Origin of the sequence: Dactylosporangium sp. CS-033363 (genome assembly GCF_050942475.1) — a bacterium.
Lineage (GTDB): Bacteria > Actinomycetota > Actinomycetes > Mycobacteriales > Micromonosporaceae > Dactylosporangium.
This window is the reverse complement of sequence record NZ_CP192032.1, coordinates 290,399-312,908: the sequence shown is the minus strand read 5'-3', so window position 1 is coordinate 312,908 and position 22,510 is coordinate 290,399. Positions and strand designations below refer to the sequence as shown.

Genomic DNA, 22,510 nt, shown 5'->3' with positions numbered 1-22,510 from the left:
TTATCAACAGGGTTATCCACAGAGTGGGTACCCTCAAAGCGGTTATCCACAGGTCAGCGGCGCTCCGGCGGGCTATCCACAGCCCGGTTATCCACAGCCGGGCGGTTATCCACAGGGCGCCTATGCGGTACCGCCGCCGGTTCCCCGGGCCCCGAACGGCATGCCGCTGGCCAACTTCGGCGATCGGCTCCTCGCGCTGCTGATCGACTCCGCGGTGCTCTTCGGGGTCGGCATGGTCCTGGCCATCCCGGTCTTCATTGCGATCTTCGCCATCATCGCGGGCGCGGCCACCACCGCCTCGGCCTCGAACGGCGACGGGCCCGCGCCGGCCCTGGTGCTTGGCGTGCCGCTGCTGCTCGAACTGCTGCTCGTATTGTTGATCTTTGTCGCGGCCTACGTGTACCACGTCGAGATGTTCGGCAAGACCGGCGTCACGTGGGGCAAGCGGGCGATGAAGCTGCAGATCCTCCGGCTCGACAGCCCCGGCGCCCCGATCGACCGGGGTGTGCTGGCCAAGCGCTGGGCGACCCAGAGCCTGGTCGGCGTCGTCGTACCGTTCTGGTCCTGGATCGACGGGCTGTGGCAGCTGTGGGACAAGCCGTACCAGCAGTGCCTGCACGACAAGGCAGCGGGGACAATCGTGGTGAAGGCCGGATGAGCGACACGGAGGCGGAGGCGGCGTGACAGCGCCTGGGTGGTACAAGGACCCTGTTGACCAGGACGTCCAGCGGTACTGGGACGGCGAAGGCTGGATCGGCGAGCCCGTGCCCGCCTCGGAGCCGGCCCCGGACCGCCCGCCGGTGATCGAAGAGAAACCGGTCACGCCCGCGGCGCCGTCCGCGCCGGTTGTCACGGCCCCCGGCCAGCCGCTCCCGCAGGGTGCGGTGGTCCTGCCGCCCGGCACCCCGATCCCGCCCGGTGGCTTCCCGCCGGGCCAGCTGCCGCCCGGGGCGATCGTGCTCCCGCCCGGCACGCCGCTGCCGCCGGGCCTCATGCCGCAGGGCCAGCTTCCGGCCGGCGCGGTCCAGGTGCTGCTGCCGCCGCAGGCCGGGTTCCCCCTGCCGGCCCAGGTCATCCGCCCGCACGGCTACGCGCTCGCGCCCCTGGGCAAGCGCTTCCTGGCACGGCTCGTGGACATCCTCGCGGTCGGCGTCATCATCGCCGTCGCCACCGGTTACCTGATTTATCAGTACGTGCGTGAGGTCGGGCCGGTCATGGCCGAGATCTACCGGCGCCAGACCAACGGCGAGTCGATCGGCGACCTCACGACGTCGGATCGCGCGCAGTACCTGCAAATCGTGATCTTGATTTTGATCGCCGCGATCTGGTTCGCCTACGAGGTCCCGTCCAACGCCGGCAGCGGCCAGACCCTCGGCAAGCGGCTCCTGAAGATCAAGGTCGTCGGGCTGGACGCCGACAAGCCGCTGGGCTTCGGCCGCTCGATCCGCCGCTGGAACCCGCTGGGCCTGTGGGTCCTGCTGTGGACGTGCGGGATCGGCTTCCTGCTGCAGTTCATCGACGCGCTGTCGCCGGTCGTCGACTGGCCGCTGCACCGCGCCATCCACGACCGCGCCGCCGGGACCGTCGTGGTCATGGCCGAGCGCGACCCCAACTACACGCCCCCCGAATCCGCGAACGACCCCGGAGATCAGTCATGAGCCTCACCCGCCCGGACCTCGACGCCCTGCCCGCCTACGTGCCCGGCCGCTCCGTGCCCGGCGCCATCAAGCTGGCCAGCAACGAGGTGCCCTACGGCCCGCTGCCCGGCGTCGTGGAGGCGGTGACCGAGGCCGTCGCGGGCGTGCACCGCTACCCCGACATGGGCGTCACCCAGCTGCGCGCCCGCCTCGCCGACAAGCTGGGCGTCGACGCGGACCGCATCGCGACCGGCTGCGGCTCCGTCGCGCTGTTCGAGCACCTCTTCCGCGTCGCCTGTATGCCCGGCGACGAGGCCGTCTACGCGTGGCGCTCCTTCGAGGCCTACCCGATCATCGGCGCCACCACCGCCGCGACCAGCGTGCGCGTGCCCAACCTGCCCAACCACGCCCACGACCTGGACGCGATGGCCGCCGCCATCACCGATCGCACGCGCATCGTCATCGTCTGCAACCCCAACAATCCCACCGGTACCGCCATCCGCCGCGCCGACCTCGATGCGTTCATCGACCGCGTGCCGTCGAACGTGATCGTGGCCCTCGACGAGGCCTACCGCGAGTTCGTGACCGACCCGGAGGTGCCGGACGGCCTGGAGGCCTACGGCGACCGCCCGAACGTCGTCGTCCTGCGCACGCTGTCGAAGGCCTGGGGCCTGGCCGGCCTGCGCGTCGGCTACCTGATCGGCGCGCCCGAGGTGGTGGCGGCCGTCCGCAAGGTCGTCACGCCGTTCTCGACCTCGGCCCCGGCCCAGGCGGCGGCGCTCGCGGCCCTGGAGGCCGAGCCGGAGATGCAGCGCCGCGTCGACCTCGTCGTCTCGGAGCGCGCCCGCGTCGTGGAGGCGGTCCGCAAGGTGTACCCGGACGTCCCCGACACCCAGGCCAACTTCTTCTGGCTCCCGCTGGGCGACCAGTCCGCCGAGTTCGCGGCGGCCTGCGAGCGCGCCGGCGTGATCGTCCGCGCCTTCCAGGGCGACGGCGTCCGCGTCACCATCGGCACCCCGGAGGAGAACGACGCCTTCCTGGGCGCGATTTAGCCGATCCCGACCAGGACGACCGTGTCCTGGCTGAAGTAGTACCTGTCGTCGATCTCGGACTCCTTGGTGGTCTGCAGCCGCTCGATCACCAAGTAGCCCGCGTGCAGGTAGTACAGGCTGAAGACGAACCGGTCCGCGGGCCGGATGCGCAGCTCGGTGCTCGATGTCACCGCGCCCGTCTCCAAATTCAAGACCAGCAGCTGGTACTCGTTGTTGATCACGTAGAAGTTGCGCTGGTCGCCGCCGATCAGGCGGCCGTTGACCTCGGACATCCAGAGGCGCTGGCCCGTGGTGCGGGAGAAGGCCCAGATGTAGCCGCCGGTCATCTGCTGGGCGATCACGTCGCCGACGGCGATGACGGTGTCCTTGTCCGCGACCGGTTCGGGCTTCACGGTGCGGTCGGCGGCGAGCGACCAGTACGAGGCGGTGATCGTGCCCAGGCCGGCGGCGGCGTCGGTGTAGGTCACGACGCCCTCGCCCGTGGGGGCGGCCTTGAACATGGTGCAGCCCGAGCGGCCGAGCGCGCACGAGGACGGCTCGATGAACCAGTTCGAGACGTTTTCGGTACCGAGCGACGCCCCCGGCGGCCGCCAGGTGGACAGCAGCGTGCCGCTGGCCGCGTCGTACAGCTCCAGCGTCGCCGGCTTGGCGCAGGTGTTCTTGACGAAGTAGATGTCCGGGCCGGTCCAGTCCGTCGTGCGGCAGCCCGGGTCGGCGGTGAACGACCGGGTCCACTTGATCGTGCCGTTGACCGGGTCGATGCCCTCGACGACGTCCTTGCCGGTCGCGATCACCACCGGCTGCTTGTCCACGTTCGACGCGCTGACGAACAGGTCGTCGGGCTGCCACATGGTCTTCGCGCCGGTGCGGCGGCCCTTGAACGACTCGCCGTCGGCCGGGTCGATCTTCGCCTGCCAGACGATGTCGCCCTTCTCGGCGTCCAGGGCGACGATCTCGCCGTCGGACCACTTGGTGATCACGACGGACATGCCCACGCCGCTGGCGGGCTTCTCGACCTCGACGATGGAGACGACCTCGGCCGGCCACCGCCGGTACGACCAGTGCGGCGTGTTCATCCGCTGCGCCGTCACCGGAGTGTCGGCGAACACGCGGCGCTGCTCGGTGTACACCCGCAGCCGCCCCTCGACGATCAGCGGCGCCGACTGCAGTTCGGAGTACTGGATGGCCTTGATCGGCTCGGCCGACGGGACGGGCTTGTCGGCCCGGCTCACGGTCTCGGCCGGCTTCAGGGTGCGGTACGCGGTGATCCCCATCGCGAAGAGCACCACGAGGACGAGCAGCCCGGTCAGCACGAACCGAACCGGCCGCGACCAGCTACGCGGCGATACCAGCCGACGCAGTCCGTCCGCACTCGTCCCCATAACCACCTCCGCGGGGCACCATACCTGTCTCACACCACCGAGCGCGCACGGCGACCGTCGATCCGCAGAAGACTCACACCGCGTTCCCACCGGCCCGTGACATAGACCGCAGGCCCGGCTTCAACGCACGTTCACTCGAACGTGTTCTTGGCGATCGTGCCGGTCACCTCCCCGAAGCCGATGCGCGCGCCACCCGGCCCGGGTGCCGTGGCGGTGATCGACACCGTGTCGCCGTCCAGCAGGAAGGAGCGCGGGGTGCCGTCGGCCAGCTGGATGGGGCGGGCCCCGTTCCAGGTGCGCTCGATGAACGAGCCGGTCTGCTCGGGGTCGGGGCCACTGACCGTCCCCGAGGCGTACAGGTCGCCGGTCCGGGCCCAGGCGCCGTTGACCGTCAGGTGCGCCAGCTGCTGGGCCGGCGTCCAGTACATGCCGCTGAACGGAGGCCGCGAGACCAGCGTGTCGTTCCAGAAGACCTCGATGCCGATGTCGTACCCGTAGTGCTCCCCCGCCCGCAGATAGGGCAGGACGGCCGGCTCCTGCGGCGGCCCCGCGACCCGGGCCGCGTCCAGCGCGTCGAGCGGCACGACCCAGGGCGAGATCGAGGTGCGGAAGGACTTGCCCAGGAACGGCCCGAGCGGCTGGTATTCCCACGCCTGCAGATCCCGCGCCGACCAGTCGTTCACCAGCACCGCGCCGAACACGTGGGCCCGGAAGTCGTCGATCGGGATCGGCCCGTCGGACGGCACCCCGACCACGAACCCGACCTCGGCCTCGATGTCCAGCCGCCGGGACTCCCCGTACGTAGGGGCATCGTCGTCGGGGGACTTGCGCTGCCCGTACGGCCGCGGGATCTCGGTGCCGGAGACCACCACGGTGCCGGCCCGCCCGTGATAGCCGACCGGCAGGTGCCGCCAGTTCGGCAGCAGCGGCTCGGCACCGGGCCGGAAGAGCTGCCCGAGGTTGGTCGCGTGTTCGAGGGACGAGTAGAAGTCGACGTAGTCGGCCACCTCGAACGGCAGCTCCAGCCGCACGTCGGCGACCCCGAGCAGCAGCGGCTCGACGGCCTCCTGATAGCGCCCGGCGCTGAGCAGCTCGCTCAGCCGCTCCCGCACCCGGGCCCAGACCGGCCGCCCGGCCGCCATGAACCTGTTCAGGTTGCCCTGCCCGAGGAAGGCCCCGCCGGCGTCGATCAGGCCGCGCCCCTCGGCCGCCGCCAGGTTGAGCACCCGGTCGCCGATGCGCACGCCGGTCCACCGGAACCGGTCCTGCCCGAACGAGCAGTACGGCAGGTTCTCCACCCCGAACGGATCACCGTCCGCCAGCTCCAGCCACGCCGCCCCGCTCATCGCACCCCTCCAACCGGCACCCGCTCACCCTCGGCTTTCGACTGCGGCGTCGCCGGCACCTGGGGAAGTGCCAGCCACCGCACGGTCCGGACCGCTGTGCGCACAGCCTCACGCCCGGGTGGCCTCATCGGGCCGGCTCCGGGCGCGGGCGGTCCAGCAGCCCCAGGGCGACCAGGTCGTCGACCGGGTCCTGGACGCTGCAGCTCCCGAACCCCACCCACAGCGGCCGCTCCCGCTCCAGGTGCGGCTGGACCTGCGCGGCCAGCGGCATCGGCTCCGTCGTGGACAGGATCACGGTCAGGTCGGCCGGCGACAGCCCGTCGGCCGCCCCCAGCACCGCCGCCAGGATGTTCAGGAACCCGTGGTGCACGAGCCCCGTCTCGGCGTCGGTGTGCCGGACCGCGTGGTGCAGCCCCGCGGTCAGCTTGAACGGCAGGTCGCGATCCCGGCAGGCGCAGATGACCGAGGCCAGGTCGGCCGGGCTCGGGAAGAGCTCCGCGGCCAGCCCGCCGGTGCGGAACTTCGCCGCCACGGGCAGGCCCTCGGCGCGCAGGGCGGCGATCGCGTCGAGGCCGGACATCAGGCCCCAGGCGAGGGGCACCTCGAGGTACCACTGCCACGGCTCTTCGCTCTTGCGCATCAGCGCGGCCAGCCGTTCGATGCCCGGGCGCGGGTCCTCGCCCCGCTTGGCGACCGGGCTCTCCAGCTGGCGGGTGCCCGGCGGGAGATCACCCAGGGTGGTTTCCAGCGCGCCGGGCTCGCCGATCAGCCCGACCTCGGTGTCGGAGGTAGCGCCCCCGCGGTCGGCCAGCGGGAGCAGGAGAGGGCCGATGAGCTGGGCATACCAGCTCCGGCGGTGGTTCGCGTGGGCCGGCACGGCCTCGGCGAGCGGCGCGCTGCCGGGCGGGAACACGGCGGCGTCGTCGACCAGTGCGGTCAGCAGGGGTGGCACTGCGTTTGACACGGCTTCCGAATCTAATGGACGCTTTACTGGGCGGACAACTATGTCCGTTATCCGGACATCCGTTACCGGAGGACCGTGATGCCGTACTACCGCCGCGTCGGCGAGGTGCCGCCGAAGCGCCACACCCAGTTTCGCCAGCCCGACGGCTCCCTGTTCGCGGAAGAGCTGATGGGCCAGGAGGGATTTTCGAGCGACTCGTCGCTGCTGTATCACCGGCATCGGCCCACGGCGATCACCGCGGCCGTGCCGTTCGAGCCGCCGGCCTGGTCGCGGGTGCCGAACCTGCCGCTCAAGCCGCGCCACCTGCAGACCGGCAAGCTCGGCGGGGACAAGGTCGACGCCGTCCTCGGGCGCCAGCACCTGCTGGCCAACGACGACGTCCGGATCTCCTACGTGGAGGCGACCGAGCCCTCGCCCCTGTACCGCAACGCCGTCGGCGACGAGTGCCTCTACGTCTCGGCCGGCGAGGTCACCCTGGAAACCACCTTCGGCGTCCTGGAGCTGACCGAGGGCGACTACGCGATCATCCCGACGTCGGTGATTCATCGCCTCGTACCCAAGAACGGTTCGGTGAAGCTGCTGACTATCGAAGCGACCGGACACATCGGACCCCCGCGGCGCTATCTCTCGGTGCGTGGGCAGTTCCTGGAGCACTCCCCCTACTGCGAGCGTGACCTCCGTGGCCCAGCGGAACCCATCATCGCCGAGGGGTACGACATTTCCGTGTTGGTGCAGCACAGGCGCGGTTGGACCGAGCACATCTACGCGAACCACCCGTTCGACGTGGTCGGGTGGGACGGCTGCCTGTACCCGTGGGCGTTCTCGATCCACGACTTCGAGCCGATCACCGGGCGGGTGCACCAGCCGCCGCCCGTGCACCAGACGTTCGAGGGGCCGAACTTCGTGATCTGCTCGTTCGTACCCCGCAAGGTCGACTACCACCCGCTGTCCATTCCGGTGCCGTACAACCACCACAACGTCGACTCCGACGAGGTGCTGTTCTACACGGGCGGCAACTACGAGGCCCGCCGCGGCTCCGGCATCGAGCAGGGCTCCATCTCACTGCACCCGAGCGGCTTCACCCACGGCCCGCAACCGGGGGCGGTCGAGCGCGCGATCGGCGTCGAGGCCTTCGACGAGCTCGCGGTCATGGTCGACACCTTCCGCCCGCTCGACCTGTGCGAGCCCGCGCTGGGGATCGAGGACACCGGCTACGCCTGGACGTGGAACCGCAACGGCTAGTGCGAAATTGGATAGATAAGAGCAACGGCCGTGGCGGCCAGTCCCTCGCCGCGGCCGGTGAAGCCCAAGCCGTCGGTGGTGGTCCCGGACAGCCGCACGATGGCCCCGATCGCATCATGCAGCACCCGCTCCGCCTCCGAGCGCCGCTTGCCGATCTTCGGCACGTTGCCGATCACCTGCACGGACACGTTGCCGATCTCGAAGCCGGCGTCACGGACCAGGCGCGCGCTCTCCCGCAGCAGCTTGACCCCCGAAGCACCGGCCCACTCGGGCCGCGAGGAGCCGAAATTCGCCCCCAGATCACCCAGCCCGGCCGCCGAGAGCAGCGCGTCGCACATCGCGTGCGCGGCGACGTCGCCGTCGGAGTGCCCGGCCAGGCCGTCGACGCCCTCCCACTTGAGCCCGGCGACCCAGCACGCGCGGCCGGATTCAAAGGCATGGACGTCCGTACCGTTCCCGATCAGCATCACTTCGGAAGGCTACGACGTTCGGTGCCGGGCCGTGAACCTTCGGTTGCCGAACGGTCGCTCGGGTCGGCAGGCTGGCGATTGAGGCCTAGGCTGGGATGGGTGCGCAGCGATCTGACGACCCCGACGAGCCACAAGCCGTGGTGGCGCACCGGAGCCGCGATGCGCTTCGGTCTGCTCGCCGTCATTGTGGTGTCCCTGTCCGTGGCGATCATCATTGCCCACCCGACCAAGGGCTCCCTGGCCCACGCGGTCGGCCACAACCAGCTCGCCCCGTTCATCGCGATCGGCGGCTCGGCCGTGCTGACCACCGCCCTCGCCCCCCGCACGCTGCTGGCCGGCGTCGGCGGGCTGGTGTTCGGCTTCGCGGGCGGCGTGCTGTACGTCATGCTCGGCATCACCCTCGGCGCGCTCATCGCCCACACGGTCGGCCGCTTCCTGGGCCGCGACTTCATGGCCCGCCACCTCAGCGGCCGGCTGCTGCAGATGGAGCAGGCGGTGGCCAAGCGCGGCATCCTGGCCATCGTGATCTCGAGGATGATCCCGCTGGTGCCGTTCGGCATCGCGAACTACATCTTCGGCACCACCAGCGTCCGCATCGGGGCCTTCCTCGCCGGTACCGTCGTCGGCGCCCTCCCGGCCACGCTCGCCTACTCGGCGCTGGGCTCGGCCACGGCCCGCGGCGACGCGGTCGGCATGTCGATCGCCGGCGTCATCATCGCGACACTCGGCATCGGCGGCTCGGTCGGCAGCCTGCTCATCTGGCGCCGGCGGCCGCGGAAAACGGCCACGCCGGCCACGGCCTAAAGAAAGAGCGCCGCGACTTCCAGATCAAAGGGCCGGGTGATTTTCAACGCGGCCTCGGAGCCGGGCACGGTAAAAACCGTCACCCCGATCCTTTCCGCCATGCCCGCGTCGTCGGTGTGCTCATCGGAAGCGGCCGCGTGGGCCTTCTCCAAGATCGAGCGTTGGAACCCCTGCGGCGTCTGCACCGCACGCAGGGAGGACCGGTCCACGGTGGCCACCACGTCCCCGGAATCCGAGACCCGCTTGATGGTGTCGACCACCGGGAGAACGGGTATGACCGCGGCGTGCCCCCCACGAACGGCTGCCGCGACGGCCTCCACCAGCTCCGGTGGGGTCAGTGCGCGCGCGGCGTCGTGGACCAGCACGATGTCGAAGTCGGTGGGCACGGCCGCCAGCGCCGCGGCGACGGAGGCCTGCCGGGTCGCCCCACCGGGCACCACGATGACGGGTGCCACGGGGGCGAGCAGTTCCACGACCGCGGACACAGCGTCCGCGGGCGCGGCGACAACGATGCAGCCAACGCTGGGCGCGAGCGCAAGACGCCGTACGGCGTGCACAAGAAGCGGCTCGCCCGCCAGGAGGCGAAGTGCCTTGGGGCCACCGGGTCCGAGTCGGATGCCCATACCGGCCGCAGGCACGAGGACCGCGACGTCACCACGCACAGATACGTGCGCCGTCACGTCGCGGTCCTCGGTATCGAAGGGATAGCCAGGCTGGATACGTCAGGCCTCGGTCAGCACCTTGTCGAGCAGCGTCTCCGCCTCGTCCTTGGTGCTCTTCTCGGCGAGCGCCACCTCGCCGACAAGGATGTCCCGCGCCTTGGCGAGCATGCGCTTCTCGCCGGCCGACAGACCACGCTCACGGTCGCGACGCCACAGGTCACGAACGACCTCAGCGACCTTGAGCGGATTGCCGGAGGCCAGCTTCTCCAGATTCGCCTTGTAACGCCGCGACCAGTTGGTCGGCTCCTCGGTGTGCGGAGCGCGGAGGACGTCGAAGACCTTCGTCAGGCCTTCTTCGCCGACCACCTCGCGCACGCCGACGATCTCGGCGTTCTCAGCGGGCACCCGCACCGTCAGGTCACCCTGAGCGACCCTGAGGACGAGATACTTCTTCTCCTCGCCCTTGATGACGCGAGTCTCGATTGCCTCGATGAGTGCGGCCCCGTGGTGGGGGTAGACAACGGTCTCGCCGACACTGAAAACCATAGGTTCGAAACCCCTTTCGCTGTGTCTAGGGTAACACGGTCACGCGCTGTCGGCCCACCCCAGAGCGCAGCATTCGCGCAGGTCAGAACACATGTGAGTCCCCTTTCTCCCGCTTGACAGGAATCGTGGAACCTGCTGTGTAGCGGATCAACAACCCGGAGCACACACAAATGGCCTGGCAGTCGGACATATCCGATTGATTACGGCAAGTGTCCTCCACGCCACGCCGCGAGTCCAGAACCGACACTCTGGGTGACGTGACCAGCGGCGGAGCGTAGATGATACGCACAGATCTCGATGCAGTCACCTCTGGCGCAGGGCCGGATGGTGAGGGAAAGTTGAGGCAGGTGCGAGGAGAACGCGATGGGCGCTCTGCGGGATGACAACGGCGGTGGTGAGCGACCACAAGAGGGTGGTGGCCTCCCCGATCTCCCGCCTGAGTGGGGAACGATCATCATTCCCGACGACCCGGGCGATCTCGATGCCGAAGGCACCGTGATCCGTAAGCAATTCCGCCGGGCCACAATCCGGCGGCGCTGGCGGCGGCGGTTGCACCTCAAGCCCGAGCCGGTGCGGCGGACGAGCGATGATTCGCCGGGACTGGCCGTACCACTGCTGATCATGACGATTGCGGTCATCGCGACCCTGGTGAGCCTGTTCGCCGTCGCGTGGCCCGGGCGCGCCCCGCGCACCTCCCCGCGGGTCGGATCGCCGACGAACTCGCCCGCCGCGGTGTCGCTGACCGGCGTGAGCCTCACCGACGCGGACGGCAAGCCGGTCGGCATCGTCGAGATCGCCCCGGCCGTCGTGCTGATCGTGGACGGGTGCACGTGCGAGGAGCTCATTCGCAGTACCGCCGACGCCGTTGTGACCGCCAAGAGCCGCGCCCGCGTCGTGGTCGTGGCCATGCGCGCGCCCACGCTGCCGACCCAGCTCAACGAGCAGGCGACGGTGCGCTCCCTGGCCGACCCCAACAGCTCGCTGCGCGCGTCCGTGCCCACCCTGGCCGGCGAGCGCACCACCGCCGCGGTGCTGATCAACGACCGGGGCCGGCTGGTCAAGGCGGTGCGCTCGGTGACCAGCCCCGAGGAGTTCAAGGGCGAGCTACTGAGCCTCTAACAGCACCCCGTAGAGGGTGAGGCCCGGCCCGAAGGCCAGCGCGACGGTGTTGCGCGGCGGCCCCGCGGCTCGGCGGCGCAGCGCGTCGATGATCAACAGCACGGTCGGCGACGAGCAGTTGCCGTGCATCGCGAGCGTGCCGCGCGACTCGGCGAGGGCGGATTCGGGCAGCGCGAGCTCGTCCCGCACCACGTCCAAAATTCTAGGGCCCCCCGGGTGTACCGCCCATGCGTCCACATCCGCCGCCGCCAACCCGCGCGGGGCGAGCAGCCGGTCCACCAGATCCGCGACGTAGATCGACAGCACGTCGGGGACGCGCGGCGACAGCCCCATCCGGAAGCCCAGATCGGTCACGTCCCACGTCATGTGGTCCGCCGTCGCCGTGTCGGTCACCGCCGCGATGTCGGCCACGAGCGCGCCCGGGCCGCCCGGCACGAGGACCACGGCCGCGGCCGCGTCGGAGAACAGCGCGTGCGCCACGATCTGCTGCGGGTCGTCCGTCGGCGGCTGGACGTGCAGGCTGGTCAGCTCCAGGCACAGCAGCACCGCCGGCCGCCCCCGCGCGGCGACGTAGTCCGCGGCCGCCCCGAGCCCGGGCAGCGCCGCGTAGCAGCCCATGTGCCCGATGAAGAGGCGCTGCGTGTCGGCGGCCATGCCCAGGTCACGGGCGAGCAGGATGTCCAGGCCCGGCGTCGCGTACCCCGTGCAGGAACACACCACGAACAGCCCGATCTCGTCGGGGCGCAGTCCGGCCGCGTCCAATGCGCCGGCGACCGCGTCCTTGCCGAGGGGGAGCGCCTCGGTGAGGTACCGGCTCATGCGTTTCGCGGTTGACCAGGAGGAGGCGTCCTCCAGCAGCGGATTGACCGCCCCGTGGCGGGTCACGACGCCGGAGTTGGCGAAGATCCGCTTGGCCAGCCCGCGCCGGGGCCCCTCGTAGTGCCGCCTGAAGTAGCCGTCCCACACCTCGTCCTGGCGCATCTGGCCGGGGAACGTCACGTGCATCCCCGCTATGGCGGCACCTGTCACGGAGTTTCCTTTCTGCCGCGCCCCTGGTAGAGGATCGCGGTCGAGAACGTGGGGACGATCGGCACCGCGGACCGGCGGGTGACCAGCCAGCGGGCCAGAGCGGGCAGGGCCGGGCGCACGCCGCGCACGTCGATCGGCACGCCGTGGCGCGCGCACTCGTCGCGCAGCCGGCGCGGGTTCACGAACAGCGCGGGGTCGTGCAGGCCGCGCACCGCCGGGAACATGCCCTCGGCCAGGCGCACGGCCACCAGCCGGGCCAGCGCGGTGTCGGCCAGCGTGTCGAGCACCAGCCAGCCGCCCGGGCGCAGGATCCGGCACGCCTCGGCGACCGTGCGCTCCAGGTCGGGCACGTGCTCCAGCAGCTCGCCGGCGCTCACCACGTCGGCGCTGCCGTCGGCGAAGGGCAGCCGCCGCACGTCGGCCAGCACCGGGGCGACGCCGTGCGCGGCCGCCTGCTCCAGCCCGGAGACGACGAGATCGACACCGATATGGGTGTACCCCTTGCCGGACACGTGCGGCGCCAGCAGCCCGCCGCCGCAGCCGAGATCGACCAGGATCGCCCCGGGCCGGCCGGCCGGCGGGATCAGGCGGGCGCGGGCGCGCGCGAGCCAGTACAACATCGAAAACGGGCTGCCCGGGCGCCACCAATCGCCGGCCAGGTCGTCGTACTGACCAGGGTCGTTGCGTGCGCGCCTCGGCGAGGGCATGAGACGAGCCTGACATGGAACCCCTCCGGCGGCCACACTTGCCGGATGTCGGTTGCGATCTCGCTGCTGCGGGCGAGTCACCCGGAACCCGCCGCGGGTGTCACGGCGGTGGCGGTGCTGTTGTCGCTGGGCCTGGACCGGCCGGTGCCGGGGGTGATCGCGGCCGGCGCCACGGTGCTGGCGAGTCAGCTCTCGATCGGCTGGGTCAACGACGCGCTGGACGCCGAGCGCGACGCCGCGGCCGGGCGGACCGACAAGCCGGTGGCGGCCGGCAAGGTCTCCCGGCGGCTCGTGGCCGCGCTCGGCGCCGCCGCGGCCGTCGTGTGCGTGCCGCTCGGCTTCCTCTCCGGGTGGCAAGCGGGCCTGGTGTCGGCGCTGGCGCTCGCGTCCGCGCTGCTCTACGACTGGCCGCTCAAGGCGACGGCGGTCTCGGTGCTGCCGTACGCGGTCTCGTTCGCCTGCCTGCCCGCGTTCGTCGTGCTCGGCGCGGGCAAGACCCCGCCGGTGTGGCTGCTCGCGGCCGGGGCGCTGCTGGGCGCGGGCGCGCACTTCGTCAACACCCTGCCGGACCTGGACGCCGACGTGCGGACCGGCATCCGGGGCCTGCCCCAGCGCTTCGGCCGGCGGGGGTCGTTGGTGGCGGCGGCGGTACTGCTGCTGGGCGCCACGGCCGCCCTCGCCCTCGGCCCGCCGGGTCCGCCCGCGGTGCTGTTCTGGCCCGCCCTGGCACTGGCGCTGATCGCCCTTTTCTGGGGGTGGTACCGCATGAATCGCGACACAACTTCGCGCGCGCCTTTCCTCGCCGTCATCGCGGTCGCCCTGATCGATGTCGTGTTTCTCCTGATCAGCGGCCTGAATCTGGATTGAGTCACCATTGCCAGGGTGGGCGTAATCCACCGATCAAGGGCATCTAGGCTGTACTGCGGGCTGCCCCTTGATTTGGAGGAACCAAGGTGACGCGTTCGACTCAGGCCAAGCCGCTGGCTCGCCGCCGCACGGCGCTGGGCGCTGCGCTCCTGGCGACGGCCGCGCTCGGCGTCGGCCTGCTTTCGGCCTGCTCGGCGGGCCAGATCACCCAGACCGACACCCAGACGGCCGCGGTTCCCGGCATCAACGCCGAGAGCGCCGACGGCAAGATCGCGCTGCGGGACGGCGGCATCACGTACGCCGACCAGTACAAGGCCGGCGCGACGGTGCCGCTCACCGTCCGGTTCTTCAACAACGCCGAGAAGACCGTGAAGCTGACCGGGGCGACCAGCGACAACGGCCAGATCGTCCTCGTCGGCGGCGCGCAGCCGTCGGCCGCGGCGGCGCCGGCCTCGCCCTCGCCCTCGGTCACGTCCGCCTCGGCCACGCCGTCCGGCACCCGCAAGCCGTCGGGCTCGCCGTCCGGTTCGCCGTCCGAGTCGCCCTCGGTCGCGCCGCCCTCGCCGACGGCCACCTCGGCGGGCGCGTCGGCCATCGCGGTCGAGATCCCGGCCTCGGGCGTGGCGCTGCTGACCCACGACAACGGCGGCACCAAGTACCTCGCGATCGACAAGCTGTCCGGCGCGCCGCTGCTGCCCGGGGGCGCGCTGACCAACGTGGTGTTCACCTTCACCTACGCGGACGGCAGCACCACCACCATGAAGCTGCCGAACCTGCCGATGACGCCGCCCGCGACGCCGCTGCCGAAGCCGTCCTCGGTCGTGCAGCACGAGAACGCGGAGTAGACGTCGGCGTTTTTGTCGTACCCCTCGGCTAGGTTCGGGGCGTGACGAAGACCCGGGGCGCAATCTACGAATGCGATGTCTGCGGGCATCGGCCTCCCAAGTGGATCGGCCGGTGCCCGGAGTGCGGTGAGTGGGGCGCCATCCTGGAGGTCGCGGGAGGCGCGGCCGCCGCACCGGCCGCCCTGCGCTCCGTGCCCTCCCGGGCGCCGCTGGAGCCGGCCCGGCCGATCGCCGAGATCAGCGCCGCCCCGGCCAAGGCCCGCCCGACCGGCGTGGGCGAGTTCGACCGGGTCCTGGGCGGTGGCATCGTCCCCGGCGGCGTGGTCCTGCTGGCCGGCGAGCCGGGCGTCGGCAAGTCCACCCTCCTGCTCGACGTGGCCCAGCAGTGGGCGCTGCAGGGCGAGAGCCCGTCACTCGTGGTCAGCGGCGAGGAGTCGACGAGCCAGGTCCGGCTGCGGGCCGAGCGCATCGGGGCCCTGCACGAGAAGTTGTACCTCGCGTCGGAGACGGACCTGTCGGCCGTGCTCGGCCACTTGGACGCCGTGAAGCCGGGCCTGCTCATCCTCGACTCGGTCCAGACCGTGTCGGCACCCGGCGTCGACGGCGTCGCGGGCGGTGTCACCCAGGTCCGCGCCGTCACCGCGGCCCTGGTGGCGATCGCCAAGGAGCGCGGCCTGGCCACGGTGCTGGTCGGGCACGTGACGAAGGACGGCAACGTGGCCGGCCCGCGCGTCCTCGAGCACCTGGTCGACGTGGTCCTCAACTTCGAGGGCGACAAGCACTCCTCGCTGCGCATGGTCCGCGGCCTCAAGAACCGCTTCGGCGCCGCGGACGAGGTCGGCTGCTTCGAGATGCACGAGGGCGGCATCACGAGCCTGCCCGACCCGAGCGGCCTCTTCCTCACCCGCTACGCCGACGCCGTCTCGGGCACCTGCGTCTGCGTGGCCATGGAGGGCCGCCGCGCCCTGGTCACCGAGGTGCAGACCCTGATCGGCGCCCAGATGCCGGGCTCACCCCGCCGCACCGTCAGCGGCCTCGACTCGGCCCGCCTGGCGATGGTGCTGGCCGTGCTGCAGCGGCGGGCGGGCATCCAGCTGCACGACCGCGAGGTGTACGCGGCCACGGTCGGCGGCCTCCGCGTCACCGAGCCGGCGGCCGACCTGGCCCTGGCCCTGGCCGCCGCGTCGGCCGCGCACGAACTGCCGATGCCGCCGGACCTGGTGGCGCTGGGCGAGGTCGGGCTGACCGGGGAGGTGCGGCGGGTGGGGGCCGTGCCGCGCCGGTTGGCCGAGGCGGCGCGGCTGGGGTTCCGGTTCGCGCTGGTGCCGCCGGGCTGCGGGCCGGCCGCCACCGGGGTCACCCCGCCCGGGATGCGAGTGCTGGAGGTGAATGACGTCCGGACCGCACTGCACTACGCGGTGAAGGCCACCGCGGAAGACGTTTAGCCTCTTTGGGAGTCCAACGACGCTGGGCCCAGCCCCGCGGATCGGATCAGACGTAGCGCTCCAGTATTGAGGCCTCGGCCAGGCGGGACAGGCCTTCGCGGACGCCGCGGGCGCGGGCGTCGCCGACGCCCTCGACGGCCTGCAGGTCCTCGACGGTCGCGCCCAGCAGGCGCTGCAGGCTGCCGAAGTGCTCGACCAGCCGGTCCACCACCAGGCTCGGCAGGCGCGGCACCTTGGCCAGCAGGCGGAAGCCGCGCGGGGAGACGGCCGCGTCCAGCGCGTCGCTCGCGCCCGGGTAGCCCAGGGACTTGGCCACGGCCACGAGGTCGATGAGCTCCGTCGCGCTGAGGGCGTCCAGCTCCTCCAGCGCGTCCTCCGACGAGCGCGTGCGCCGCCCGGTCGGCAGGTAGTCGCGGATGACCAGGGTGCGGTCCGCCTCCACGCCGGCCATCAGCTCCTCGAGCTGCAGCGCGAGCAGGCGGCCGTCGGTGCCCAGCTCGACGACGTACCCGGCGATCTCGTCGGCGATCCGCCGGACCATCTCCAGGCGCTGCACCACGGCCATCGCGTCGCGCACGGTGACCAGGTCCTCGATCTCCAGCGCCGAGAGGGTGCCACTGACCTCGTCGAGGCGCAGCTTGTACCGCTCCAGCGTGGCCAGCGCCTGGTTCGCCTTGGACAGGATGGCGGCCGAGTCGTCCAGCACGTGCCGCTGGCCGTTCACGTACAGCCCGATGATCCGCATGGACTGGCTCACCGAGATGACCGGGTACCCGGTCTGCTTGGCCACCCGCTCGGCCGTGCGGTGCCGGGTGCCCGACTCCTCGGAGGGAATGGTCGGGTCGGGCATGAGGTGCACCGCGGCCCGGACGATTCGCGTGTTGTCACTCGACAGGACGACGGCGCCGTCCATCTTGCACAGTTCGCGCAGGCGGGTGGCGGAGAACTCGACGTCGAGCGGGAAGCCGCCGGTGCACAGCTGCTCGACCACGCGGTCGTGGCCGAGCACGATGAGCGCGCCGGTGCGGCCCCGCAGGATGCGCTCCAGGCCGTCCCGCAGCGCGGTGCCCGGGGCCATCAGGGCCAGGGTCGCGCGCAGGGGGTCGGCGCCGGGCAGCGCGGCGGCCCAGCCCCCGATGAGGCCGGTGTTGGCGGCGCCCCTGGCGGGCTCGCGGTCAATCGGCACCCACACAGTCTACGGATGGTCGGACACCAGGTGCTGGTGCGGTATCGACCCAGCCCGTAGAGTGGTCGGATGCCCTCCACCAATGGACGGCGATGAATTTCCCAGGAACGCGACAGCGAGGGGTCAAGCGCCGGTGGCCGGTCCGGAGCGGATCGAGTGGCGGCGGAGCTTTCCGTCCCGGTCCTTGGGCACCCTGGCGTGGTACGCCGTCTCCGCGACCCTGGCCGTCCTGCTGATCCGCGCGCTGTTCGGCGACGAGCCGGAGACGCTGGACTCGGGCGCCCACAACCCGCTCGCCGACATTCCGATGTGGACGGCCGGGCTGGCCGTGATCGGGGCGGTGCCGGTGGTCCTCGGCGTCGTACGCCGGCCGCGGGTCGGGGCCAATCACTTCGCGCTGACCGTCCGGCCCGGCTGGGTGCGCACCCTCGTGCTGCCGTGGTCGCGAGTCGCCGAGGTGGCGGCGATCGAGGCGGGGGGCGAGCGCTTCCTGGCCGTACGGCTGCAGCGCAATCTCGACCGGACCGGCAACAACCCGGGCTGGATCGACCAGAACGTCGTGCGCGAGCTGGTCAAGCTCGACGACCGGCAGTCCCGCAGCGTCGCCGTGGCCATCCGCCTGCGCGACTTCGGCGGCACGCCCGACGGTCAGCTGGCCTCGCTGGCCGCGTTCGCCCCCGACCAAGTCCAGATCGCCAACCGACTTTAAGTCAGCTGCACCTGTACCGGCTCGCTGACCTTGGTCCCCAGCCGCCCGACGAGCTCGTACTTCCCGGCCGGCGGGGTCTGCTGGCTCGCGCAGCCGCCGTTCGTGGCCTTGCCGGTCCACGTGGTGTTGAACGAGACCTCGATGCCGGGCTTCATCACGGTGGGCTTGGAACCGTGCGGCGCGTCGCAGGCGTCGGAGGACCAGATCTTGCTGGCGGCGACCTGGATGTACAACTCCTGCGAGTCGGCCCCGAGGTCGCGCAGGCAGTCGTGGTCGGTGACGTTCTTGATCTTCAACGTGAGCTTCAGGTAGGCGCCCCGGAACTGCACGGCCTGCTCGGGCGAGGCCGCCAGCGACAGGTCGGCGTCGGCGCAGGGCGGCACCGTCGGGCTGGCCGGCGCGGCCGAGGTCGGGGCGGCCGCCGACGTGGCGACCGGCTCGCCGGTGGTCGGGACCTGGATGGTCACCGTCGGTTCCGGCGCGCCGGTCGTCTGGCCGCCCGAGGCCGCCAGCGGGGTGGGCTTGCCCTCGTCCCCGCTGCCGCCGCAGGAGGCCCACAGCATCAGGGAAGCGACGACCAGCACCCCGCCGACGATCGCCCGGCGCCGCCAGTAGACGCCGGAGGGCAGAGGGCCAACCGTCAGCTTCATGATGTACTCACCGTATCGGGGGAATGCCGTTTCGCAGGGGCACCACGCCGTGGTGAGCTAGTCCAAGTAGACCTTGCGCGCATACACAGCGTGTGCGCCGGCGACCCGGTCGAGGAACAGCAGCCCCGAGCAGTGGTCGATCTCGTGCTGGAGCGCCCGGGCCTCGAAGGCATCCGTCGCGATCTGGATTTCTTCGGTACCGCCCGGTGCGTACCCGGCCACCACCAGTCGCCCGGCCCGCTTGACGTCGCCGGTGAGGTCCGGCACCGACATGCAGCCCTCGCGGCCCTTCTGCCACTGCGAGGCCTCGACGATGCGGGCGTTGCAGAGCACGAAGGCGCCGTGGACGGTGCGCGCCTTGGGGTGCCCGGTCACGTCGACCGCGAACACCTGGGCGCTCACGCCGACCTGAGGTGCGGCCAGCCCGACGCAGCCGGGCGAGACGCGCATAGTGGCGACGAGGTCCTCGGCGAGCTGGAGGATCTCCGGCGCGGTCGGATCGACCGGCTCGGCGGCGGTGCCGAGGACCGGATCGGGGGCGCGGAGGACGGGGAGTACGGCCCCGCTCACAACAGGTCCGCGTCGGCCGGGCGCATCGACACCTCGACGTCGAGGCGCCGCGCCGCGGTGCGCAGGGCCTCGTTGAGTCGGTCGGGGTCGGTGACGTCGACTTCGGCGATGATCACGTAGAGGCTGCCGGACAGCCGGGTGGTCAGGTCGGTGATGTTGCCGCCGGCCTCCGCGACGGTGCGGGCCAGCGTGGCGACGATGCCCAGCCGGTCGGCGCCGTGCACGGTGATGACGTGCGGGGTGCCCGCCGACTCGTGCGCGGGCTCCTCGACGACGCTGCGCACGGTGATCAGCAGGGTGCGGTCGGCCCCGAGCGGCTCCAGTGCCGCCTCGACCTCCGCCCCGGTCGGTGGCCCCGCGCACACCAGCGTCATCGCGAAATGTCCGCGCAGGCGGGTCATGGTCGAGTCGGTCAGGTTGAGGCCCAGCCGGGCCAGGATCTCGGCGACGTCGGCGATGATGCCGGGCCGATCGTGGCCGATGACCGTGACGGCGTACTCGTTCACGGGGCTTATCCTTGCGTATCGCCAGCCACCGGAACGCACAGACCACCATCGCCGACCACATCGCGGACACCCTCACGCGGTGGTACTCGGCCAACGCCCGCGACCTCGCCTGGCGCCGCCCGGGCGCGTCGCCCTGGAGCGTGCTCGTCTCCGAGGTCATGCTGCAGCAGACGCAGGTGTCGCGGGTGGCGCCGGCCTGGGAGCGCTGGATGGAGCGCTGGCCGACGCCGGGGCACCTGGCCGCCGATCCGCCGGGCGAGGCGATCCGGGCCTGGGACCGCCTCGGGTACCCGCGCCGCGCCCTCCGCCTGCACGCCTGCGCCACGGCCATCGTGGAGCGCCACGGCGGCGTGGTCCCCGACGACGTCGAGGCGCTGCTGGCGCTGCCCGGCATCGGCGTCTACACGGCCCGCGCGGTGGCCGCCTTCGCGTTCCGCCAGCGCCACCCGGTCGTCGACACCAACGTGCGCCGGGTCGTGGCCCGCGCGGTCGGCGGCCGGGCGGACGGCGGCGGGAACACCTCGCCGGCCGACCTGCGCGCCATGGAGGCGCTGCTGCCCGACGACCACGAGGCGGCGGCCCGCGCCTCGATCGCGTTCATGGAACTGGGCGCGCTCATCTGCACCTCGCGGGCGCCCCGGTGCACCGAGTGCCCGCTGACCGCGTCGTGCACGTGGCGGCTCGCCGGATATCCAGCGGGGGACGGGATCGGGCGGCCTTCCCAGCGGTACCACGGAACAGACCGCTATGTCCGCGGACTCATCATGGCCGTGCTGCGCGCGAGCGACGGGCCGGTGCTGCTCGAGCAGTTGGACGCCGTGTGGCCGGATGCCGACCAGCGCAAGCGCGCGCTCGCCGGTCTGCTCACCGACGGCCTGGTGAACGAGCGAGAAGAGACGTACACCCTGCCGGGTTAGGTTGCCGTCCGTGTGGGTGGCGTTATTCACCGGAGCGGATACCCAATTTGGGTAGTACTCCGAGGGAATTCCATCGCTAGTCTCAGGTTCGTGCTTGCAATCGGCCGAAGGAGCCGCATCGGGGCCTTGATCAGCGCGTTCACCGTGCTGGCCCTGGCCGTCGCCGCCTGCGACGACAAGATCGACTCCGGCCACAACCAGCTCAACGGCGCCTCGGCCGCGGCCTCGCCCAGCGCCACCGACGTGCCCGGCGACGATGGCGATCCCGCGCCGCCGGCCTCGACCGCCGCCACCCCGGCGGGCAAGCCGACGGCGACCAAGACCACCCAGGCGCCCCCGCCCGGCAACGAGTTCACGGGCCGCCTGCCGAAGTTCGGCAAGCCCCCGACCCCGGTGCGCATCGGCCTGCCGGAGGGCGCGGGTGCGCCGTACTACGCCCGCATCCCGACCGACCAGCCCGTGGCGTTCCTGACCATCGACGACGGCTGGATCAAGCGCCCGGAGGCCCTGGAGCTCCTGCGCGAGTCGGGCGTGAAGGTCACGCTGTTCCTGACCATCAACGCCATTCGCGACAACCCCGACTACTTCAAGCCACTGCGCGACGCCGGCGCCGACATCCAGGCGCACACGCTGACCCACCCGAATCTCAAGGGCAAGTCCTACGACTTCCAGAAACGCGAGATCTGCGGTTCCGCCGACCAACTCGCCCAGTTGTACGGCCAGCGCCCCACCCTCTTCCGCCCGCCCTTCGGCGACAAGGACGCCACCACGCTGAAGGTCGCGCACGACTGCGGACTGACGGCCGGCTTCTTCTGGAAGGAGACGGTGGACAAGGGCATCGTGCGGTACCAGGAGGGGAAGTCCGTCCAGAAGGGCGACATCATCCTGATGCACTTCCGCGACCGCTTCGTCGACGACTTCATCGCCGCACTGCAGGCCATCTCGGCCGCGGGCCTGACCCCGGCCCTGCTGTCGGACTACATGCCAGCGAAGTAGCGCTTTTCACCGGCGTCGGTCTGACGCCGGCTCACATCCCGGCGAAGTAACGCGACCGCCGCTTTACATGCCGGCGAAGTAGCGAGTTTCGGCGGCGCCCCGGGGCAACAGGCTCCGGAGCGCCGCCTTCCATCCCGCTGGGACAACGAACCACCCGGGCCGGCGCAACAGCCCCTGCACGAACGGTGGAACCGCCCGCGAATCCTCGATCGCGGGCGCATAGACCGCCCGCCGCACCACTTCCCGCTCGTCGGCGGAAAGCCCGCCGAGCACCGCGGGTACGAGAAACTCGGCCAGCCCTTCCTCGGCCCGAGCGAGCGCGGTCAATCGCTCCCGCCGCTCACCGGCCGGATGCTGCGCCAGCCAGGCCGCGGCCAGCGCCACCAGCCCCGGCCACCCGTTGGTCAGCAGATGCAGATCGGGCGCCAGCACATCGGCCGCCTCGGCATCCCCGAACGCCGCGGCCAGCACCTGATAGGTCTCGTCCTCGGCAAATGCGAGTTCGGCGGCGGTGACGACGACGGCGCCGGCCACACCGGGATCCTGCTCGGCCGCGATCACCACCCCGCGCCGGTTCGCCAGCGCCGAAACGTCCCGCGCGGTGGCCCCGTCGATGGCCGTGAGCCCCTCGGCCGGAACGGCGTCCAGCCCCTGCACGGCCAGATCCACCAGCACCGCACCGCGGGCGGCGACCCAGGCGTCCAGAAGCGTGCTCTTCCCGCCCCCGACGCCCGCCACGAGCACCACGGGCCCACGCGCGGCATCGAGCCGAGCCAAAAGCCCAGCGCGCGCGATGGGCCGACCGGCCGACCGCCGCCCAAGTCGTTCGGACTCAAACGGAAACCGCCCCTTACTCACG

25 protein-coding genes are annotated in these 22,510 nt (G+C 71.5%); 12 read left to right on the top strand and 13 right to left on the bottom strand.

Translation table 11 applies throughout. The features are described 5' to 3' along the window. Positions 1-160: 160 nt before the first annotated feature. The 3 genes from ACQPZ4_RS01490 to hisC are packed head-to-tail and all read left to right on the top strand — an operon-like array spanning position 161 to position 2,689. Positions 161-658, top strand: coding sequence for an RDD family protein (locus tag ACQPZ4_RS01490; protein WP_433054942.1), 498 nt, complete (start codon positions 161-163; stop codon positions 656-658). 22 nt (positions 659-680) lie between these two features. After that, a complete protein-coding gene (locus ACQPZ4_RS01485) occupies positions 681-1,658 on the top strand; it encodes an RDD family protein (RefSeq protein ID WP_433054939.1) in 978 nt (325 codons plus the stop codon). Then, positions 1,655-2,689 carry a histidinol-phosphate transaminase gene (gene hisC, locus ACQPZ4_RS01480; RefSeq protein ID WP_433054936.1) on the top strand — a complete coding sequence of 345 codons (1,035 nt, stop codon included), beginning with the start codon at positions 1,655-1,657 and terminating at the stop codon, positions 2,687-2,689. The genes ACQPZ4_RS01485 and hisC overlap by 4 nt, the downstream gene beginning before the upstream one ends. On the opposite strand, the gene ACQPZ4_RS01475 is transcribed toward hisC, so the two are convergent. The 3 genes from ACQPZ4_RS01475 to ACQPZ4_RS01465 form a co-directional block, all read right to left on the bottom strand. Beyond that, positions 2,686-4,002 (bottom strand): PQQ-binding-like beta-propeller repeat protein, encoded by a 1,317-nt coding sequence (locus ACQPZ4_RS01475; RefSeq protein WP_433054933.1) that lies wholly within the window; start codon positions 4,000-4,002, stop codon positions 2,686-2,688. The genes hisC and ACQPZ4_RS01475 overlap by 4 nt on opposite strands. Before the next feature lie 200 nt (positions 4,003-4,202). Continuing rightward, positions 4,203-5,417: a fumarylacetoacetase gene (fahA, locus tag ACQPZ4_RS01470; protein WP_433054930.1), complete on the bottom strand. Its 1,215-nt coding sequence runs from the start codon at positions 5,415-5,417 to the stop codon at positions 4,203-4,205. A gap of 124 nt (positions 5,418-5,541) precedes the next feature. Beyond that, a complete protein-coding gene (locus ACQPZ4_RS01465) occupies positions 5,542-6,381 on the bottom strand; it encodes a hypothetical protein (RefSeq protein WP_433054927.1) in 840 nt (279 codons plus the stop codon). Between the two features lie 78 nt (positions 6,382-6,459). Here ACQPZ4_RS01465 and ACQPZ4_RS01460 point away from each other — a divergent pair, with 78 nt between their 5' ends. After that, positions 6,460-7,623 (top strand): homogentisate 1,2-dioxygenase, encoded by a 1,164-nt coding sequence (locus ACQPZ4_RS01460; RefSeq protein ID WP_433066148.1) that lies wholly within the window; start codon positions 6,460-6,462, stop codon positions 7,621-7,623. Here ACQPZ4_RS01460 and ispF read toward each other — a convergent pair. Then, positions 7,620-8,090 carry a 2-C-methyl-D-erythritol 2,4-cyclodiphosphate synthase gene (ispF, locus tag ACQPZ4_RS01455; protein WP_433066145.1) on the bottom strand — a complete coding sequence of 157 codons (471 nt, stop codon included), beginning with the start codon at positions 8,088-8,090 and terminating at the stop codon, positions 7,620-7,622. The genes ACQPZ4_RS01460 and ispF overlap by 4 nt on opposite strands. 102 nt (positions 8,091-8,192) lie before the next feature. On the opposite strand from ispF, the gene ACQPZ4_RS01450 reads away from it, so the two are divergent. After that, complete coding sequence (locus tag ACQPZ4_RS01450; protein WP_433054924.1) at positions 8,193-8,897, top strand: TVP38/TMEM64 family protein; 705 nt, start codon at positions 8,193-8,195, stop codon at positions 8,895-8,897. Here ACQPZ4_RS01450 and ispD read toward each other — a convergent pair. After that, positions 8,894-9,520 carry a 2-C-methyl-D-erythritol 4-phosphate cytidylyltransferase gene (ispD, locus tag ACQPZ4_RS01445; protein ID WP_433066142.1) on the bottom strand — a complete coding sequence of 209 codons (627 nt, stop codon included), beginning with the start codon at positions 9,518-9,520 and terminating at the stop codon, positions 8,894-8,896. The genes ACQPZ4_RS01450 and ispD overlap by 4 nt on opposite strands. Before the next feature lie 99 nt (positions 9,521-9,619). Then, positions 9,620-10,105, bottom strand: a complete 486-nt coding sequence (locus ACQPZ4_RS01440) for a CarD family transcriptional regulator (RefSeq protein ID WP_433054921.1) — start codon at positions 10,103-10,105, stop codon at positions 9,620-9,622. A 621-nt stretch (positions 10,106-10,726) separates the two neighbouring features. On the opposite strand from ACQPZ4_RS01440, the gene ACQPZ4_RS01435 reads away from it, so the two are divergent. Further along, positions 10,727-11,224, top strand: coding sequence for a hypothetical protein (locus ACQPZ4_RS01435; RefSeq protein WP_433054918.1), 498 nt, complete (start codon positions 10,727-10,729; stop codon positions 11,222-11,224). On the opposite strand, the gene ACQPZ4_RS01430 is transcribed toward ACQPZ4_RS01435, so the two are convergent. Continuing rightward, positions 11,210-12,229, bottom strand: a complete 1,020-nt coding sequence (locus ACQPZ4_RS01430) for a type III polyketide synthase (protein WP_433054915.1) — start codon at positions 12,227-12,229, stop codon at positions 11,210-11,212. The genes ACQPZ4_RS01435 and ACQPZ4_RS01430 overlap by 15 nt on opposite strands. A gap of 20 nt (positions 12,230-12,249) precedes the next feature. Beyond that, positions 12,250-12,960: a methyltransferase domain-containing protein gene (locus ACQPZ4_RS01425; RefSeq protein ID WP_433054912.1), complete on the bottom strand. Its 711-nt coding sequence runs from the start codon at positions 12,958-12,960 to the stop codon at positions 12,250-12,252. Between the two features lie 45 nt (positions 12,961-13,005). On the opposite strand from ACQPZ4_RS01425, the gene ACQPZ4_RS01420 reads away from it, so the two are divergent. From ACQPZ4_RS01420 to radA, 3 genes are all read left to right on the top strand, one after another. Next, positions 13,006-13,827: a UbiA family prenyltransferase gene (locus ACQPZ4_RS01420; protein WP_433054909.1), complete on the top strand. Its 822-nt coding sequence runs from the start codon at positions 13,006-13,008 to the stop codon at positions 13,825-13,827. Positions 13,828-13,913: 86 nt separating this feature from the next. Continuing rightward, positions 13,914-14,672 carry a hypothetical protein gene (locus tag ACQPZ4_RS01415; protein WP_433054906.1) on the top strand — a complete coding sequence of 253 codons (759 nt, stop codon included), beginning with the start codon at positions 13,914-13,916 and terminating at the stop codon, positions 14,670-14,672. A 41-nt stretch (positions 14,673-14,713) separates the two neighbouring features. After that, entirely contained in the window at positions 14,714-16,117 is a 1,404-nt protein-coding gene (gene radA, locus ACQPZ4_RS01410; RefSeq protein WP_433054903.1) for a DNA repair protein RadA, read from the top strand. A gap of 46 nt (positions 16,118-16,163) precedes the next feature. Here the strand turns inward: radA and disA are convergent, their stop codons facing one another. Beyond that, the gene (disA, locus tag ACQPZ4_RS01405; RefSeq protein WP_433066139.1) at positions 16,164-17,255 is read right to left on the bottom strand and encodes a DNA integrity scanning diadenylate cyclase DisA; all 1,092 of its coding nucleotides are present in this window, start codon (positions 17,253-17,255) and stop codon (positions 16,164-16,166) included. A gap of 232 nt (positions 17,256-17,487) precedes the next feature. Here disA and ACQPZ4_RS01400 point away from each other — a divergent pair, with 232 nt between their 5' ends. Continuing rightward, positions 17,488-18,012, top strand: a complete 525-nt coding sequence (locus ACQPZ4_RS01400) for a hypothetical protein (protein WP_433054900.1) — start codon at positions 17,488-17,490, stop codon at positions 18,010-18,012. On the opposite strand, the gene ACQPZ4_RS01395 is transcribed toward ACQPZ4_RS01400, so the two are convergent. Genes ACQPZ4_RS01395 through ACQPZ4_RS01385 form a run of 3 tightly spaced genes read right to left on the bottom strand, consistent with a single transcriptional unit; the run spans position 18,009 to position 19,738 of the window. Further along, the gene (locus ACQPZ4_RS01395; protein WP_433054897.1) at positions 18,009-18,662 is read right to left on the bottom strand and encodes a hypothetical protein; all 654 of its coding nucleotides are present in this window, start codon (positions 18,660-18,662) and stop codon (positions 18,009-18,011) included. The two genes, ACQPZ4_RS01400 and ACQPZ4_RS01395, sit on opposite strands and share 4 nt — an antisense overlap. Before the next feature lie 57 nt (positions 18,663-18,719). Beyond that, a complete protein-coding gene (def, locus tag ACQPZ4_RS01390; protein ID WP_433054894.1) occupies positions 18,720-19,232 on the bottom strand; it encodes a peptide deformylase in 513 nt (170 codons plus the stop codon). Continuing rightward, positions 19,229-19,738 carry a glycine cleavage system protein R gene (locus tag ACQPZ4_RS01385; RefSeq protein ID WP_433054891.1) on the bottom strand — a complete coding sequence of 170 codons (510 nt, stop codon included), beginning with the start codon at positions 19,736-19,738 and terminating at the stop codon, positions 19,229-19,231. The genes def and ACQPZ4_RS01385 overlap by 4 nt, the downstream gene beginning before the upstream one ends. 11 nt (positions 19,739-19,749) lie before the next feature. Here ACQPZ4_RS01385 and ACQPZ4_RS01380 point away from each other — a divergent pair, with 11 nt between their 5' ends. Together ACQPZ4_RS01380 and ACQPZ4_RS01375 are read left to right on the top strand one after the other, a co-directional pair. Beyond that, positions 19,750-20,655 (top strand): A/G-specific adenine glycosylase, encoded by a 906-nt coding sequence (locus ACQPZ4_RS01380; RefSeq protein WP_433054888.1) that lies wholly within the window; start codon positions 19,750-19,752, stop codon positions 20,653-20,655. A 90-nt stretch (positions 20,656-20,745) separates the two neighbouring features. After that, positions 20,746-21,651: a polysaccharide deacetylase family protein gene (locus ACQPZ4_RS01375; RefSeq protein WP_433054885.1), complete on the top strand. Its 906-nt coding sequence runs from the start codon at positions 20,746-20,748 to the stop codon at positions 21,649-21,651. Between the two features lie 63 nt (positions 21,652-21,714). On the opposite strand, the gene ACQPZ4_RS01370 is transcribed toward ACQPZ4_RS01375, so the two are convergent. Next, positions 21,715-22,398, bottom strand: coding sequence for a hypothetical protein (locus ACQPZ4_RS01370; RefSeq protein ID WP_433054883.1), 684 nt, complete (start codon positions 22,396-22,398; stop codon positions 21,715-21,717). Positions 22,399-22,510: the final 112 nt, after the last annotated feature.

Coding starts and splice junctions, on each gene's coding strand:
- ACQPZ4_RS01490 (WP_433054942.1), top strand. CDS start 161: ATGCCGCTGGCCAACTTCGGCGATCGGCTCCTCGCGCTGCTGATCGAC.
- ACQPZ4_RS01425 (WP_433054912.1), bottom strand. CDS start 12,960: ATGCCCTCGCCGAGGCGCGCACGCAACGACCCTGGTCAGTACGACGAC.
- ACQPZ4_RS01460 (WP_433066148.1), top strand. CDS start 6,460: ATGCCGTACTACCGCCGCGTCGGCGAGGTGCCGCCGAAGCGCCACACC.
- ACQPZ4_RS01435 (WP_433054918.1), top strand. CDS start 10,727: ATGACGATTGCGGTCATCGCGACCCTGGTGAGCCTGTTCGCCGTCGCG.
- ACQPZ4_RS01430 (WP_433054915.1), bottom strand. CDS start 12,229: ATGCACGTGACGTTCCCCGGCCAGATGCGCCAGGACGAGGTGTGGGAC.
- ACQPZ4_RS01420 (WP_433054909.1), top strand. CDS start 13,006: ATGTCGGTTGCGATCTCGCTGCTGCGGGCGAGTCACCCGGAACCCGCC.
- ispF (WP_433066145.1), bottom strand. CDS start 8,090: ATGCTGATCGGGAACGGTACGGACGTCCATGCCTTTGAATCCGGCCGC.
- ACQPZ4_RS01395 (WP_433054897.1), bottom strand. CDS start 18,662: ATGAAGCTGACGGTTGGCCCTCTGCCCTCCGGCGTCTACTGGCGGCGC.
- fahA (WP_433054930.1), bottom strand. CDS start 5,417: ATGAGCGGGGCGGCGTGGCTGGAGCTGGCGGACGGTGATCCGTTCGGG.
- ACQPZ4_RS01440 (WP_433054921.1), bottom strand. CDS start 10,105: ATGGTTTTCAGTGTCGGCGAGACCGTTGTCTACCCCCACCACGGGGCC.
- ispD (WP_433066142.1), bottom strand. CDS start 9,520: ATGGGCATCCGACTCGGACCCGGTGGCCCCAAGGCACTTCGCCTCCTG.
- hisC (WP_433054936.1), top strand. CDS start 1,655: ATGAGCCTCACCCGCCCGGACCTCGACGCCCTGCCCGCCTACGTGCCC.